Genomic DNA, 16,434 nt, shown 5'->3' on the forward strand with positions numbered 1-16,434 from the left:
TTCATCGCTTTTATCAGAACAGGTTTCCGTAGCCCAATTCCAATAGGTGCTCACGGGATATTTTCAAGCTTTCGAACGGATCCACTCCATACGTGTCATCCTGCTCCACTAATAGGTAGCGAGCACCTGATGAGATGCTTTCCTCGATGATTTCTTTCAAAGGTAGGCTGCCTGTTCCCAATTCAGCGAATTGGATTGTATTTGTGAAGTAATCCATAAATTTGGCAAGATCCCCACTATATAAAGCATCGAAGCCATCTTGTGGGATTTCAGCAATACGGTAGTCCTTCAAATGGATCAATTCCACTTTGCCTTTGTAGTCTTTGATGACTTCCAGTGGGTTTGCACCACCACGTTGCACCCAGTGAACATCCAACTCAAAGCCCAACAATGGCGCTTTTTCGCGAATGATGTCCAGCAGGAATTTACCGTCATATTTGCGGAATTCGATGTGATGGTTATGATAATACAAGGTGATTCCGTCTTCTTTCAGCTTTTGCGTCACTTCATTGACGTCATGGCAGAATTCCAACACTTTATCCAGACTGGCCATCGCGTCGATCGGTAACATGCCGATACGTAACAGGTCCGTTCCCACGGCTTTGCAGTCCGCTACGATTTTATCATAGTGTGTCATCAAAGATTCGCCGTCTTTTACTTGCGGTTTCAAGGAGGCACTCATGGAAGCTACTTCCATGCCGAAATCAGCGGTCGCTTTTTGAATTTCAGCAATGTTCTCAGGCGTTGTCGCCACTTGCGAAATTTCAATCGAATTGTAGCCGATTTCGTGCAGTTTCTTCAGTGTTTCATAAGGTCCTACTTCTTCAAAACTCTTTTTGACCGTTGACGCTTGTACACCTATCTTAACTTTAGCCATTTATGATTTCCTCCATTTCGATTGTACGTTTTTCTTTTGATGACAATTTCATTGCATCGATCATCAGCATCGCCGGTAAAGCATCACGGACCGTCACATAGTCATCCGAGTCTGCTTCGATTGCATTGTAGAAACGCTGGATCAGTGCAGAATGACTTGGTCCGTAATAAAATTTTGTTCCTTCAATCGGTGTGTCCTGCAGATGCAGTTCTTTTTCACCCGAACTATTCGTGCGGTAAAGACAGTTATCCTTGATCGTGAATTTTGCCTTTTCGGTAATGACCTGCAATTCTACGCTGGAATTCTCGACATAGGCATTGGTCGACATGTAAAATCCGCGCGCGCCGTTCTTGAAGGTGAAATTCGCGACGGCAGTATCCTCGACCTCGATGTCATAGTCCGTGATGTTGGACAGACTGGCTTTGCAACGGTCGATTTCCCCGCCCAAAACCTGCATCAGATCAAGCGTATGGATGGCTTGGTTGATGATGGATCCACCGCCGGCAAATTCCATCTGACCGCGCCATGGTTTGATGGTGTAGTAGGTTTCAGGCCGATGCCATGCCACCAAGCCTTTTACCCCCGTCACAGCTCCGACGTTTTCGTCCGCGAGTAATCTTTTGAGTTCCAAAATCGTTTCGTTGTAACGATTTTGGAAACACACGCCGATTTTCTTGCTGCTTTCCTCTGCCAAAGCGAGCGTCTTCAAGCCTTCCTCATAATCCAAAGCCAAAGGTTTTTCCTGGAAAACGTGCACGCCTTTTTCAACACAGAGTTTCGTGACCGGATAATGCAGATAGTGCGGCAAGCAGATATGTACAACATCCAAATCCTCTTTTTCCAATATCGTTTCTACGTCTGTATAAAAAGGCATATCAGGATATTTGGTCTTCAAGGCTTCATTTACGTCGCAAACCGCAACCAATTCACCGTTGTCACTGGCGTCGATAGCATATTTGTGGACAGGCGATACATCTCCTAATCCGATTATTGCCGCTCTTAACATCCCTGATCACGTCACTTTCTTATTTTTTTTGTTCGAATTTTCCTTCTTCAGCGATGCGTTTGTTCAATTCAGCCAAATACAGGTCGCCATCCACATTGTAATCCACTTCTTTATCCAACCAAGAGGACAAGTGCATCGCATTCGCCAAGGTCACCCCGTTGATGCCTTCTTCGCCATTGGCCAACAAAGGCTCCCCGTTTACGATATGATCTGCAAAATTATTCAACACAGAAATGTGTTGCAGTCCTTGAGGCGTCACAAATTCTTCTTCAGTGACCTTTACGTAGTCCTCCATGTTGACCTGTCCCATGAAGAGTCTCATGACATCCTGCATATCCATATTTTCGGACAGTTCAGCTTCCGGAGCAGTCAATTGTTTCACAATCAGTTTTTTCGAATCTTCAACGATGATTTTCCCTTTCGTCCCAAAGATTTCGAAGCGGTCCGTGCCGACGATATCGTTTGTGCAAGTGATGAATGAACCGGTAGCGCCGTTGCCGAAGTCCAAGAGTGCATTCACTTCATTTTCAACAACGATGTTACGGCCTGCGCCATATTGCAGTTTCGCGTAGACTTTTTCAGGCTTTCCGCAGATCCATTGCAGCAGGTCCAATTGGTGAGGAGCTTGGTTCACAAGAACGCCGCCGCCTTCTCCGCCCCAGGTTGCACGCCATGCGCTTTGATTGTAGTAGCCTTGCGGTCTCCACCAAGTTGTGATGATCCAAGTAGCACGCTGCAAGTCGCCGATCGCTTTTTCATCCATCAATTGTTTTACTCTGCGGTAAAGTGGGTTTGTACGTTGATTGAAGAAAATCGCAAAAGTAGTTTCTGGGTGTTTTTTCGATGTTTCGATCAAACGCTCCACATCTTTCGTATAAACACCCGCCGGCTTCTCTCCCAATAAGTGGATGCCGCGTTCAAGTGCAGCGATCCCCATCACGCAGTGGTCATAGTGCGGAACAGTCGTTACGATTGCGTTTACAATACCGGATTCCAAAAGATCCAGGTAATTGTCGAAGAAAGGCAGTCCAGGGAAGTCTTCAGCGACTTTCGCTTTTTTAGCAGGATCGTTGTCGCAGATCGCCGCCAACTCGATATTATCGTTCAGGCGCTCATCGTTGTTCTTGAAGAACCCTGCGTACATACCGCCTTCTGCACCATAACCAATAATTCCTAATTTCACTTTTTCTGTCATTTTCATCATTCTCCTTTTTGTATGCTGATTCTATTATTTTTCCTGTAATTACTGGGTGTAGTGCCGATGTTCTGTTTAAAATATCTGCTGAAATGGGCATCGCTTTCAAAACCGCATTCGCCGGAAATCATTTTGATCGATTTGGTTGGTTCCATCAATAGTGCCGTGCACGCTTGGGATAACCGGTATCCCATCGCATAAGCCATGATCGTATTTCCTGTGATTTCTTTGAAAGCATGCGACAAATAGGATTTGCTCAAATTAAGGGCAGAGGCGATATCATCGATGTTGAACGAGTCCCGGTAATGCTTAAAAATATATTCCGAAACCTTTTCGGCTATCTGTGTCTTTTCATCGACATAAGCCTGTCCTTTTTCTACGATCTTATCCGTTGAAGAATCTATCATCAGAAGCAACTGGACTAAAGCCAGTTTGCGTTTCGCTTCATTTGCATAGGATTGATCCAACTGCTGCAAATGATTCATTTCCCGGATAGCATTTTCTAAAAGGAGTTCATTCTTCTTTCGGAAAGTCCGAATGAGGCCGTTACGATTTTCAGTAAAGAAACGCAACAAATAGTCAATGTTCAGATCATTCAGTAAAGGGGTGATCCAGTCGGCATCGAAATGGACGATACTGCGTTCATAGGCATCCTTGTCTCCAATTACGTAGGCACGGTGAACCGTCATCCCATCCATCATCAGCAAGTCGCCAGGCTGAAGATAATAGATTTTATTACCGACCAGGAACCGACAATTTCCGCCATGGAACAAGAATATTTCATATTGCGGATGTGTATGGAAGTCAAGGGCATATGCTTGTCCTTTGACGTGGTATCCGATCAACAATTTTTCAACGATACGTGTCACCTCCCTCTCTTTGACACTTCAAAGTATAAAATAACAGCGTTTACAATTCAATGTCCTGGAATGCTTAGATTATTTAAATCATTGACCAAGAGTGCTTTTTGTTATTCAAAAAAACAAAGTCGAGAAAAATTTTCTCGAATTTACTTGGTACAACAGTGTTTTGGGTGATTTGTGAACAAAATGGTACATTGCTTCAATGGTCACGATTCAGATGCTTAAACTCTGAGCTCAGGATTCATCACACACTTTTTAGTTGAACTCTGAATTGCAGAGGGTTCCGCCTAAGTTGACATTACGTCACGGCCAAAAAGCGGCCGTTCTCGTAATGTCCCCTTAATGCTCACCCTCTAAACGCAATTCATCGTATCCTAGTAGTTGAGTTCTGATTCGTAGATACCGCTCCCGTTTCACACCCAGCGTAGTGAACAAAAGAGGTTCACTACGCTGGGTGCTCCAACGTCCGGGTATCTAAACGCGAATCATCACACTCTGTTTTAGAACGGTTCTGAATCCTAGAGTTCTCCGCCTAACGCTGTTCAGGCCCACTCAGCCAAGACCAGGCTGTTTGGTCCTGAACCTCGTTAGTACTCAAACTCTGAGCTCAGGATTCATCACACACTGATTATAGTTGAACTCTGAATCCCAGAAACCTGTGCCTAAGCTGACAACCACACACGGACAAAAAGCGTCCGCTTTGTGTTTGTCCTCTTAGTGCTCGGTTTCTACCCGGGATTCATCGTATCCTTTTATAATTTGGCTTGCCATTTGTCGGTCCAAACGAGGTCGTTGTGGCCGCCTTTGAATTCGGATTTGCCTTCCAGTTTATCAATGACTTGTTTGATGGTTTCTTCATTGTTGTGGTAAGCATTGACGAATGTCTTCACCATAGTCGCATCATGCAGGTGTGTCGTGAAGTTCAATGATACGAAGGCATGCGGAACTTCCCAAACAAACCAAGGAACTTCATTTGCCATGGCAGTGCTCCATTGGATACGGTAGTTATTTTGTGCTCCGTAGCCAGCGATGTCAGCAACTTCCAAAGCGAAGTCAACTTCGTCACGGTATTTCAAAGTTGCGCCTTTAACACGAGAGCCGCGTTCATTTACAGTCACTTCATAGCCACGTTTCGTCAGTTCATCCACGAACAGTTGTTGCGCTTTCGAACCGTTATCCGTGATGCCGCCTTTTTCGCCTTCCAGCATGTAAAGACGGATGCGTTTGTGGTCGACTGGATTGATCGGCAAGTTGTTTTGGGTATCTTTGATTAAAGAGATCCCTTTATCAGCAGCTTCCGCTCTCCATTGCAGATGTTCTTCACAGCCGATGACGTTCAAATCTTCACGCGTGCGCAACAGAGTACCGTTTGCTTGTTTTTCAGGCAAGTGCAATTTAGCTTTCAAGCCCAAGATACGACGCAAAGCATCAGTCAAACGTTCTTCCATGATGACGCCGTTTTGGTAACCTTTCAGCATGAAGCCGAAGTCCTCTTCGATGTTGTTGAAGAACAGGAACATATCGCAGCCGGCAGCGATCGATTTCGGAACGTAATCTTCACGGCGCATAGCGGACGTCATACCCAACATGTGCGTTGCATCCGTGATGACCAAGCCGTTGAAGCCTAGTTCAGTCTTCAATGCATCTTGGATCAATTCTTCAGCCAATGTTGCAGGCATGATATCTTTGTCTTCCAAAGCAGAGTTCAATTCTTTTTGCAAAGCAGGGACAGCAATGTGTCCTGCCATGATCATTTCAACGCCGCGATCGATATGATTTTGGTACACTTTACCGAATGAAGCGCGCCATTCTTCAGGACTTAATTCATTCACTCCCAAAACCAAATGTTGGTCGCGTTCTTCGGTTCCATCGCCAGGGAAGTGTTTGATGCACTGGATCACGCCATCTTCCATGTTTTCGCCGTTCTCCGCAGTCAATCCGTCCAAATAAGCATTTGTGTACTTGATGACAGTTTCAGCATCCGTGCCGTAAGCACGCGTATTGACGATTGTGTTTCTCCAATTGTAAAGGATGTCCACACATGGGTCAAAGTTGACGTTGACGCCTAAAGCTTTTTCTTCACGCGCGGAAACCAATCCGGCATGGTAAGAAACCTGAAGGTCGCCTGCAGCTTCAGCCTGGGCACCGGAAGCGATGTATGTGCCTTCACTGCAAGCGCCGTTTCCGCCTGAATCGCAGTTCGCAGCCACCAACAGAGGAATCTTGGACATGGATTGCAGGTCGTTCAATAGATCTTGGATATCTTCTTTCGAATTGCCGTGATAGCGTGCGCCACCGATGTGGAATTTTTCAACGATTTCCTGGTTGGTGAAGTCATTTCCTGAGAAGGCATCATTTCCGAAGAAGAAAAGGTTCGTGAACAATTGCCCTACTTTTTCCTCATCGGTCATGCCGGCGATCGTTTCGTTTACCCAAGCGACCTGTTTGTCGCTCAGATTATATGGTTTTGCTTTTAAATCAACTAATTTTGGCACTGTTTTTCCTCCTGCTAACGTAATTTTTGGAATATAGATTAATCGAATTGAGCCAATAAAGCATGGAATTCTCCAAGAACTTTTGCTTGGTATTCTCCCGCATATTCTTTGTTCAGGAATTTTCCGATCGCTTCATTGCTCAGACGTTCCCAAGAGAACTCTTCTTTGCCGAAGAGGATCGGATAATAGAATACGCCATTTACCGCTGCCGCTTGTTCATCGCCAGGTGCGTCGCCGACCATCAAAATTTCGTCCGCTGCATAACCTTTCGTCAACAAATCAGCGATTGCATCCGCTTTGCTGCCGACTTCTTGTCCGTAAACTACGTCAACTTGCGGCATCAGATTGTGTCTGTTCCATTCGCTGTTCAAAGCTTCGCTGTTGGCAGAACTTACGATTGCGACATCCGTCAAGCCATGGATTTTTGTCAGTCCTTCGAGAACGCCAGGGAACGGCTTGTCTTCTCCAGCCAATTCGGTTTCGATGCCTTCATTGACTTTCTTGCTCCATACCAAAGCTTTTTCCAGATCGGCAGAAGACGCTTTTGCGATTTCCGCTTCAAGGGATGCATTCGATAACGATGGCGCATTGTTTGCCCAATCGGTCAGTGCCGAAATATCACCGATATCTTCGCCTTTTTCCTGTGCTTCTATCAACGTCAAAACCAATGCTTTGAAGCGATTGATGCCGCGTGTGCTTGAAAACAGGTTGATGCGGTTCCAGTCAGCCAAGAAAGTTTCGCGATCTTTGATGCCATACTCATCCGCTGCCAAAGGACCGAAGAAACGTTCATGCTTCACGTTCATCGTATCCATAGCGCAACCGTCGGAATCGACGCAGACTAAGAATTGTTTTTGTTTCGTAAATTGTGTTGGGTGTGTAGACATATTTTTTCTCTCCTAACTTGATATCAAAAAAAGGACAGATAGAGAAGAACTGTGCAACACATTTCGTTCTATCTGCCCTATTCAATTGCCTAAACTTATACGCCTGAATATGCGTTGAAGCCGCCATCGATCGGCAATACTACGCCGTTCACAAAGCTTGCAGCTTTATCGTCAGCCAAGAACAGCAAGCCGCCGATCAATTCATTCGGTTCGCCGAAACGGCCCATTGGTGTGCCGTTCAGGATTTTACCTGTACGAGGAGTTGGTGTGCCATCTTCATTGAACAATAGCGCTTGATTCTGTTTTGAAACCAAGAAACCAGGAGCGATCGCATTGACACGGATACCTACGTGAGCAAAGTGAACAGCCAACCATTCAGTCAAGTTGGAGATAGCAGCTTTTGCGCCTGAGTAAGCAACGATTTTTGTCAATGGTGTGAAACCGTTCATGCTTGAGATGTTGATGATGTTAGCGCCTGGACGGCCAACCATGTCTTTAGCAAAAACTTGTGTAGGCAATACTGTACCCAAGAAGTTCAAGTTGAAGACGAACTCGATACCGCTTTGTTCCAAGTCGAAGAATGTTTTTGTTCCTTCAGGCAAATCAGTTTCATGGTACTCGTTGTCGGTTGTTGCGCGCGGATTGTTGCCGCCTGCTCCGTTGACCAAGATATCCACTTCACCTAATTCGGCTACGACAGCTTCTTTAGCTGCTTGCAGACTTGGCAATTCCAATACGTTGGCTTTGAACGCTTTAGCGATGCCACCTTCAGCAACAATTTCATCAGCATAGCCTTGTGCGTTATCCAAGTTTAAGTCCAAAAGAGCTACTTTAGCGCCTGCTCTAGCGAACTCTTTCGCGAAATAAGAGCATAAAACGCCGCCAGCACCTGTTACTACTACTACTTTATCGGTAAAATCATGAACGAATGGACTTGTCATGGTGATTTTCCTTCTTTCTTATTGTTATTGTTATTGTTATTGTTGAGCTTTCAAGTTTTTCTTAACTGCTTCTTCCAAACCATTCAGGTAAGTTGCGCCTAACGCACGGTCATACAAACCATAACCTGGTTTACCGGTTTCGCCCCAGATCATACGGCCATGGTCCGGACGGATTGCGCCTTCAAAGCCGCCTTCAACACACGCTTTTACTACTTCATACATATCGATGGATCCCATTTCCGACAAGTGAGCAGATTCTTCGAATGAACGTCCGCCGACTAATTTCACGTTACGTGCATGCACGAAGTTCACACGTTTTTTAGCCAACATATCTTTCAAGATTGCTACCGCATCGTTCTTTGGATCTGAAGCGAATGAACCTACGCATAATGTAACGCCGTTGTATTCGCTGTCGTACAATTTGATGAAACGGTTCAAGGCTTCTCCGCCTGTGATGATGCGCGGCAATCCGAAGATGCTGTATGGAGGATCATCAGGGTGAATCGCCATCTTCACGCCGGCTGCCTCAGCTGTAGGCATGATCGCTTTGATGAAGTACTCCAGGTTTTCCCATAGTTTTTCTTCGTCGACTTCTTTGTATTCATCCATTAAAGCGTTCATTTCTTCGGAATTGTAACTTTCGTCCCAACCTGGAAGAGAAAGCGTACGTGGGTCCATTTTGTTTACTTCTTCTTCATCGAAGATCAACGCATTTGAACCATCCGGTAACTCGTATGCCAAGTTGGAACGAGTCCAGTCAAAGATCGGCATGAAATTGTAACATACAACCGGAATTCCTGCTTTACCCAAGTTAGTTAAGGTTTCTTTGTAGGCACTGATGTATTGATCACGATCTGGACGACCCAATTTGATGGATTCGTGAACCGGAACAGATTCAATGACAGAAATGTATAGACCTTCTGCTTCTACGTCTGCTTTCAATTTTTCGATTCTTTCCAATGGCCACGGTTGACCAACCGGGATATCGTAGACTGCAGTCACGATTCCTTTCATGCCTGGAATTTGACGGATATTTTTCAAAGTAACAGGGTCCTCGTGACCGTACCATCTGAATGACATTTCCATTTCAAAAACACTTCCTCTTCTTTTTTTGTTTATTATTTTTTAAAATCAAAGTATTCTACAGCATTGTTGTAGCTGATGTTCGTGATCAGTTTTTCCAATAGCTTGACATCATTCGGGATTTCTCCACGTTCCACGAGATCACCGATGAAATCACAAAGGATGCGGCGGAAATACTCATGACGCGTATAGGAGATGAAACTTCTTGAATCTGTCAGCATGCCGACAAAATTCATCAACAGACCTGCTTCAGATAAGGATTTCAATTGTTTCAGCATGCCGTACTTGGTGTCGTTGAACCACCAACCGGAACCCATCTGAACTTTGCTCTTGATGCCTTTATCATTCGCTTGGAAGTTCGTGATTGCCGTTCCCACCAAGTCGAAATAAGTAGGATCAAGGTTATAAGCGATGAATTTAGGCAATTCATTCGTCAAGTCCATTGCACCAAGCAGATTGTTCAAAGCATAGGATACGTTCGGTTGATCCTGGATGGAATCGAAGCCGGCATCCGCGCCTAATTTAGCAAACATGCGTTTGTTGTTGTTGCGGATAGCGCCGAAGTGCAATTGCATCACGAAGTCTTTGGCCGCATAGATTTTGCCCAGTTCCACCAACAAGCGTGTTTGGTATTTTGCGTATTCCGCTTCAGAAATGCTGTCACCAGCGATCGCTTTGGCGTAGATGGCTTCAATTTCTTCATCCGTGGCTTCAGCATAGTAGATTTGGGACAGGCCGTGGTCGGAAACGTTCGAACCATGATCCGCAAAATATTGGATCCGCTCTTCCATTCCTTCCAGCAACTCAGCGAATGTCGTCATTTCCTTGCCGGTCGCCTCTTGCATTTTTCCGATGAACCCAGCAAACTTGGCTGCGTCTTGGATAGCGAAAGCTTCATCCGGACGGAAACCAGGAACGACTGCTACATCAAATGTCTCGTCTTCAGCGATTGCCTTGTGCCACTCCAACGTATCCGTAGGGTTGTCTGTCGTACAAATGAAGGTGACGTTGGAATTTTTGATCAATTGACGCGCTGTAAGTTTTTCTGCCTTCAACACGCGGTTGCATTCCGCATAAATTTCCTTCCAGTTTGCGCTGGTAAGTGTTTCTTCTATATGGAAATACTTTTTCAATTCCAAGGCTGTCCAGTGGAACAACGGGTTCCCTACCGCATTTTCAGCAGTGTAGGCCCAAGCTTCAAATTTTTCTTCAGGGGAAGCACTACCGGTGATCTTTTCTTCCGGAATTCCCATTGCACGCATCGCGCGCCATTTATAATGATCTCCGCCCAACCATAGTTCGGTAATGTTTTCGAATTCATAATCTTCAGCGATCTGCTGTGGGACCAAATGGCAGTGGTAATCGAAGATGGGCATGTTTTCCGCATACTCGTGATAAAGTTTTTTGGCTGTTTCGGACTGTAACATAAAGTCGTCATGAATAAATGACATGTGAAGAAATCCCCTTCCGAGCTTTATTTTGAATATTATTGATTATTGCGCTTTGATTTCTGCCAAACGATCAGCAAATTCTTTAGCTGCAGCTGTTACACTGGCATAGCCGCCTTCTTTTAGGTTTCGTGTCAAGGCACTGCCGACACCGACTGACCAAGCTCCGTTTGCAATCCATTTGTCCATGTTTTCAATGCTTACGCCACCTGAAGGCATCACGTCAACCCAAGGAATAGGACCATGAACGTCTTTGATGAATCCAGGACCCAACAAACCACCCGGGAACAGCTTCACTACTTCGCAGCCAGTTTCCAAAGCCATCTGAATTTCTGTTACAGAACCGCATCCAGGCAAGTATGGAACAGTGTATAGGTTGCACATTCTTGAAATCTTTTCATTGAAGGAAGGGCTTACGATAAATTTTGCTCCGTTCATGATCGAAATTCTTGCAGCGACTTCATCCAAAACTGTACCTGCACCTACAACCATATCTGTACCTGCGAATTCATCGGACAGTTTACGCATAACGTTCTCAGCACCAGGTGTCGAAAAAGTCACCTCGATGTTCTTGATGCCTCCTTGATAAGCTGCTTTTGAAATCTCATAACCTGCTTCCTCGGAAGCTCCGCGCACTACTGCAAACAGGTAATTTTCTTGTAATTGAGCCAGGGTATCTCTCTTGACGCTCATTTGTCATCCTCCATTCATGGTTTCGCATTGTGGAACTCAGTATCATAACTCGAGTTCATTATAGAATTTACCATCTTTTATGTCAACGAAATTCCATCAGAAATATAAAAATGAATGATAAATTGTGAAAAATTTGTGGCATACTGTTGAATACCTCCAAAAGAAAGAGAGTCTGACAAAAAAAACTCCCCATAAACCGCATTTATCATGCGTTTCGTGGGGAGTTCCGCTATATCGGCTTGAGATCGGAAAAGATCAAAAGTGACCGAGCAACTGTGAAATTTTTGTGGAATATTCCAAAATTTTTCCTGTATAGAATTCTTTATCAACCATGTCAGACAAGGGCAAGGATATGCTGATTGCACCTGCAGCAACTTCCCTAGCGCTCGAAAAGGCTGCAGCGATACAGACGATTCCCTCTTCAAACTCCTCATCATCGAGGGCATAACCATTCCTTCTGATTTCATCCAGTTCACTGATGAGATCTTCGTAAGTGGTAATCGTACGCCCGGTTTTTTGTTCCGGAACGATACTGTCCCAATATTCTCGGACGGCAGCGTTTTGACGGGTGCTCAAGAGCGCTTTCCCGACAGCGGTGCAATAAAGCGGCGCTTTTGTACCGATCTTTGATTGCATCCGTACACCGCGGGATTCACCATATTTATCGATATACAGCACTTCATCATTGTCCTCCACAACTAGATGCACAGTCTGCCTCGTATCATCCGACAATTGGCGGATCATGCTTTTAGCGACATTCAAGAAGTCGATGTTGTGGACACGCTTGTTTCCGAGATGGAACATCTTCAAGGAAATGCGATACTGTTTCGTATCAGGGTTGCGATCGATATAGCCGTTTTCCATTAAGGAATTCACCAAGCGATGCGTCGTTGCCTTGTGCAGATGGACTTTTTCGCTCAATTCCATCAGACTTAGACTAGGATAGTCTGCCAACGTTTCCAAAATAGCCAAAGCGCGGTCAATTGATTGTACTTTTGGACTTGTGTTTACTGCTTCTTTTTGTACCATTATTTTGCTCATCCTTTTCCGTTTTTAGTCTTACATTTCTTGAATTATTTGGATAATCATTCATTTTTATACGCTTTAGATCAAAAAAATACATTTTCATTCACCAAACGGGTAAACGTTTCACATTGTGATATTATAGCAAAAAAAATATAGCCTGATAACCCCCTTGAGCGGAATTATTTGTAAAATGTTTCCGTTTCCACACTGAATCGAAACAATCCCCTGAATAAATCTCAAAAAAATAAAAATTCGTTTCATATTTGTTTACATTTCACTAAATCAAACATTTTTTTTATTTTTACTCCACTCCTTTGACTTGTATACGTTTTCTGAATATACTAATATCAGATTACGAAAAGCAGTCTTACATCCTGATACATCACTCGCGCTATTATTTTCGTCCTTATGTTCAAAATATTAATTTTTTTATGGGAGGTATCTTCTAAAAATGGCTAAGAATCATATAATCCACACAGCCAAACGTCCATTCGGATTCCGTGATATACTCGGATATTTTATGGGCGACTTCGGTTGCAACATGAGTTTCACGTTAATTTCCAGCTATATGTTCATTTTCTACACACAGTATATCGGGATTTCATTGGCTCACTACTCCATCATCATTCTGATTACGAAGATTTTTGATGGCATCAACGATCCGATTATCGGCGCTATCGTTGATCGGATGGGCGCAGATAAAAAGGGTGAAAAATTCAAACAATGGATTCTGCGAGGCTCTCCATTCCTTGCACTGGCAGCAACGGTCATCTTCATAGATGCGGCTGATTGGTCTTATGCCGCAAAACTCGGCTTGTGTATCGGTGGGTATATCTTATGGGATTTGACCTATACAGTCGTTAACGTACCTTACGGCGCTTTGAGTTCCGTCATGACTTCCAAGCCTTCCCAACGGGCTGCTTTATCCAACGCGCGTTCGTGGGGATACATCATCGCCGGCGTTCCACTAGGAATCCTGATTCCTTTGTTCACCTATGAACAAGTCACGAAAAATGGTCAGACAGCCAGTATCTTTCGAGGCGAAAGAATGTTTCCGATCGCTATCATCCTGAGCATCATTTCGATTGTTGCCTTTGCGTTACTTTATCTGAATACGGAGGAACGTATCCAGCACACAGAAAGTGAAGGCGAAAAGGTTAAATTCAATTATTTCATAACATTAAAAGACTTTTTCCGCAATCGTGCGATTTTGGGTATTTCTCTTGCCTCCATCGCTCAGATCCTGTTCATAATGGGCGGTAACCAATTGCAACAATTGACTTATCAGATGTACTTCCGAGACGGAACCTTGAGTTCTTACGCCATCCTGACTCAAATTATTCCACTATTCGTTGGTACAGCTCTCGGTGGATCTTTGGTAGGCAAACTGGGGAAAAAAGAATTGTCGACTTGGCCATTACTGGGAGCCATCGCTGTTTATGCTTTTCTTTATCTGGTCGAAATCAAAAATCCGATTCTTTGGATCACGATGCAGATCATCGCAAACAGCTTCGCCTTCGGTTTGGCGATCTACACTTGGGGGATGGTTGCGGATGCAATCGACTACCAAGAATGGAAGACCGGCATCCGAAATGAAGGTTCTGTGTACGCAACTTACTCTATGCTGCGTAAGATCGCACAGGGCTTCGGCCAGTCGTTCATTCCTGCAGCCATTGCTATCTTGATTCCGACACTGGATGTGAAAGATGCCTTCACCTGGACCTCAGAAAACGCGTTGGCCATACGCGATATGGCTGTTCTATTCCCGTTGATCGGTTACATTATCATCTTCATCTGCTTCAAGTTCATCTTCAACTTGGACAGAAAAACAGTTGCAGAGATGCAAGTCGCTTTAGGCCGTGACGAAGAGTAATCACTCAGCAGCATTGCGTACGCAAAAAGAAGGTGAGCTATCTCCAATTTTGAGACAGCTCACCTTCTTTTTATTCGTATTCTGCAAAGATCTCTTCCGGTGTCTTCAGAACGCCACCGGTATTGGCTGATGTAACCAAAGCGGCGTAACGTGCCAACCAACCTGTCTTCACTTTCGATACAAAGCGTGTTTGCTTTTTCTTTCTTTCTTCAAGTACTTCGTCAGCAACGCTTACGTTGATCGTACGGTGCTCAAGATCAATGACGATTTCATCCCCGTCTTCAATCAAGCCGATCGGGCCGCCTGAAGCTGCTTCCGGAGAGATGTGTCCGATTGCGATACCGCGAGTGGCACCTGAGAAACGGCCATCCGTGATCAGTGCAACATCACGGCCTAAGCCGCGTCCTACGATGGAAGATGTCGGTGCCAGCATTTCCGGCATTCCGGGTCCACCTTTAGGTCCTTCATAGCGGATGACGACAACATGGCCTTTTTTAACGGTGCGGTTGTCGATTGCTTCCACCGCTTCATCATGGCTACTGAAGCAGATCGCTTTTCCGACGAATTTTTTGATGTCTGCATCCACGCCGCCGACTTTGATGACGCCGCCGAAAGGAGCGATATTACCGTTCAGGATGGACAACCCACCGACCGGAGAATAGGCATTTTCGTATTTATGGATGACTTCTTCGTTCTTGATTTCGTGTCCTGCGACATTTTCGCGGATCGTCTTGCTGGTGACAGTGATACGATCCGGATGCAAGTTGCCGTGTTTGATCAATTCATTCATGATTGCAGGGACACCGCCTGCTTCATGCACATCATGCATGGAGAAAGCAGATGATGGTGCGATTTTTGACAGGTACGGAGTTGTTTCCGCAATTTCGTTGATGCGGTTCATGTCATAGTCGATTCCGGCTTCTTTCGCCAAAGCCAATGTATGCAGCACTGTATTCGTCGAACCACCCATCGCCATATCCAAGGCGAAGGCATCATCGATTGCTTCAGCAGTGATGATGTCACGCGGTTTGATGTCTTTTTTGACTAAGTCCATCAATTTGAAAGCCGCTTCGCGGATCAGTTCTCTTCTCTCGTCACTGACTGCCAAAGCAGTACCGTTGTATGGCAATGCCAATCCCAATACTTCCATCAAACAGTTCATCGAGTTGGCGGTGAACATACCCGCACAAGAACCGCATGTTGGACAAGCATTGGCTTCCATATCGAAAAACTCTTCTTCTGTCATTTTGCCTTCTTTAAAAGTTCCGACCGCTTCAAACATGGATGACAATGTCAGAGCCTGTCCGGTAGCGGAAAGACCTGCCTTCATCGGGCCGCCTGAGCAGAAAATTGCTGGAACATTGGTACGGACAGCAGCCAACAGCATACCCGGTGTAATTTTATCGCAGTTTGGGATGTAGAAGACACCGTCGAACCAGTGTGCGTTGATGACCGTTTCAGCGGCATCAGCAATGATTTCGCGTGACGGCAATGAATAACGCATCCCGATGTGTCCCATCGCGATTCCGTCATCAACACCAATCGTGTTGAACTCAAAAGGAATCCCGCCGGCTTCACGGATCGCTTCTTTGGCGATATCGCCTAATTCTCTTAAATGCACGTGACCAGGCACGATATCTGTATAGGAATTGCAGACAGCTATGAACGGTTTGTCCATGTCTCCTTCTTCCCTGATTTGTCCGGTCGCTCGCAACAAGGAACGATGTGGCGCCTTATCTATTCCCTTTTTGATTTTATCACTACGCATTGCTGTCTCCCCTTTTTTCCGTATATTTATAAAAAAGAAGCCCTCATGTGATGTAGGGCTCCAGCTTACGTCGAGCCCTGATTCACTAAGAATAGGACTCAACTAATTGAATAGTTTGAATCCTAGGGCATAATAATGACTAATAAAGTGTTTACAGCATGGCAATCTGTTGTACGGTGCACGTTCATTCTTCTCATCATACTGCAACTCCTTCCATTATCTTTCTCTAAATATTAAATCCAAATTAGAAATAAGTCAATGATTTTATTTTCCTTTCAT

General features: G+C 44.8%; 13 protein-coding genes. 1 reads left to right on the plus strand and 12 read right to left on the minus strand.

All coding sequences use genetic code 11. From position 1 onward, the window contains the following. Positions 1-13: 13 nt before the first annotated feature. The 11 genes from TES5_RS01670 to TES5_RS01720 all read right to left on the minus strand — a co-directional run bounded on the left by TES5_RS01670 (position 14) and on the right by TES5_RS01720 (position 12,517). Positions 14-877 (minus strand): sugar phosphate isomerase/epimerase family protein, encoded by an 864-nt coding sequence (locus TES5_RS01670; RefSeq protein ID WP_068559065.1) that lies wholly within the window; start codon positions 875-877, stop codon positions 14-16. Further along, positions 870-1,883: a Gfo/Idh/MocA family protein gene (locus tag TES5_RS01675; RefSeq protein WP_068559067.1), complete on the minus strand. Its 1,014-nt coding sequence runs from the start codon at positions 1,881-1,883 to the stop codon at positions 870-872. Before TES5_RS01675 ends, TES5_RS01670 begins: the two co-directional genes overlap by 8 nt. 19 nt (positions 1,884-1,902) lie before the next feature. Further along, entirely contained in the window at positions 1,903-3,078 is a 1,176-nt protein-coding gene (locus TES5_RS01680) for a Gfo/Idh/MocA family protein (protein ID WP_068559359.1), read from the minus strand. Positions 3,079-3,083: 5 nt separating this feature from the next. Then, positions 3,084-3,947, minus strand: a complete 864-nt coding sequence (locus tag TES5_RS01685) for an AraC family transcriptional regulator (RefSeq protein WP_068559069.1) — start codon at positions 3,945-3,947, stop codon at positions 3,084-3,086. Between the two features lie 746 nt (positions 3,948-4,693). Beyond that, entirely contained in the window at positions 4,694-6,436 is a 1,743-nt protein-coding gene (locus tag TES5_RS01690; protein ID WP_068559071.1) for a glycoside hydrolase family 3 protein, read from the minus strand. A gap of 38 nt (positions 6,437-6,474) precedes the next feature. Next, positions 6,475-7,323: an HAD family hydrolase gene (locus TES5_RS01695; RefSeq protein ID WP_068559073.1), complete on the minus strand. Its 849-nt coding sequence runs from the start codon at positions 7,321-7,323 to the stop codon at positions 6,475-6,477. Positions 7,324-7,418: 95 nt separating this feature from the next. Beyond that, the gene (locus TES5_RS01700) at positions 7,419-8,264 is read right to left on the minus strand and encodes an SDR family oxidoreductase (RefSeq protein WP_068559075.1); all 846 of its coding nucleotides are present in this window, start codon (positions 8,262-8,264) and stop codon (positions 7,419-7,421) included. Positions 8,265-8,300: 36 nt separating this feature from the next. After that, positions 8,301-9,350, minus strand: a complete 1,050-nt coding sequence (gene uxuA / locus TES5_RS01705; protein ID WP_068559077.1) for a mannonate dehydratase — start codon at positions 9,348-9,350, stop codon at positions 8,301-8,303. 32 nt (positions 9,351-9,382) lie between these two features. Continuing rightward, positions 9,383-10,798: a glucuronate isomerase gene (uxaC, locus tag TES5_RS01710; protein WP_068559079.1), complete on the minus strand. Its 1,416-nt coding sequence runs from the start codon at positions 10,796-10,798 to the stop codon at positions 9,383-9,385. 42 nt (positions 10,799-10,840) lie between these two features. Next, entirely contained in the window at positions 10,841-11,488 is a 648-nt protein-coding gene (locus tag TES5_RS01715; RefSeq protein WP_068559081.1) for a bifunctional 2-keto-4-hydroxyglutarate aldolase/2-keto-3-deoxy-6-phosphogluconate aldolase, read from the minus strand. Between the two features lie 255 nt (positions 11,489-11,743). Then, positions 11,744-12,517: an IclR family transcriptional regulator gene (locus TES5_RS01720; RefSeq protein WP_068559083.1), complete on the minus strand. Its 774-nt coding sequence runs from the start codon at positions 12,515-12,517 to the stop codon at positions 11,744-11,746. A 448-nt stretch (positions 12,518-12,965) separates the two neighbouring features. Between TES5_RS01720 and TES5_RS01725 the strand changes: the two genes are divergently transcribed. Then, complete coding sequence (locus tag TES5_RS01725; protein ID WP_068559084.1) at positions 12,966-14,387, plus strand: MFS transporter; 1,422 nt, start codon at positions 12,966-12,968, stop codon at positions 14,385-14,387. A 70-nt stretch (positions 14,388-14,457) separates the two neighbouring features. On the opposite strand, the gene ilvD is transcribed toward TES5_RS01725, so the two are convergent. After that, positions 14,458-16,155 carry a dihydroxy-acid dehydratase gene (gene ilvD, locus TES5_RS01730; RefSeq protein ID WP_068559086.1) on the minus strand — a complete coding sequence of 566 codons (1,698 nt, stop codon included), beginning with the start codon at positions 16,153-16,155 and terminating at the stop codon, positions 14,458-14,460. Positions 16,156-16,434 lie beyond the last annotated feature (279 nt).

It is taken from the genome of Trichococcus sp. ES5, assembly GCF_900067165.1.
Classification (GTDB): Bacteria; Bacillota; Bacilli; order Lactobacillales; family Aerococcaceae; genus Trichococcus; species Trichococcus flocculiformis.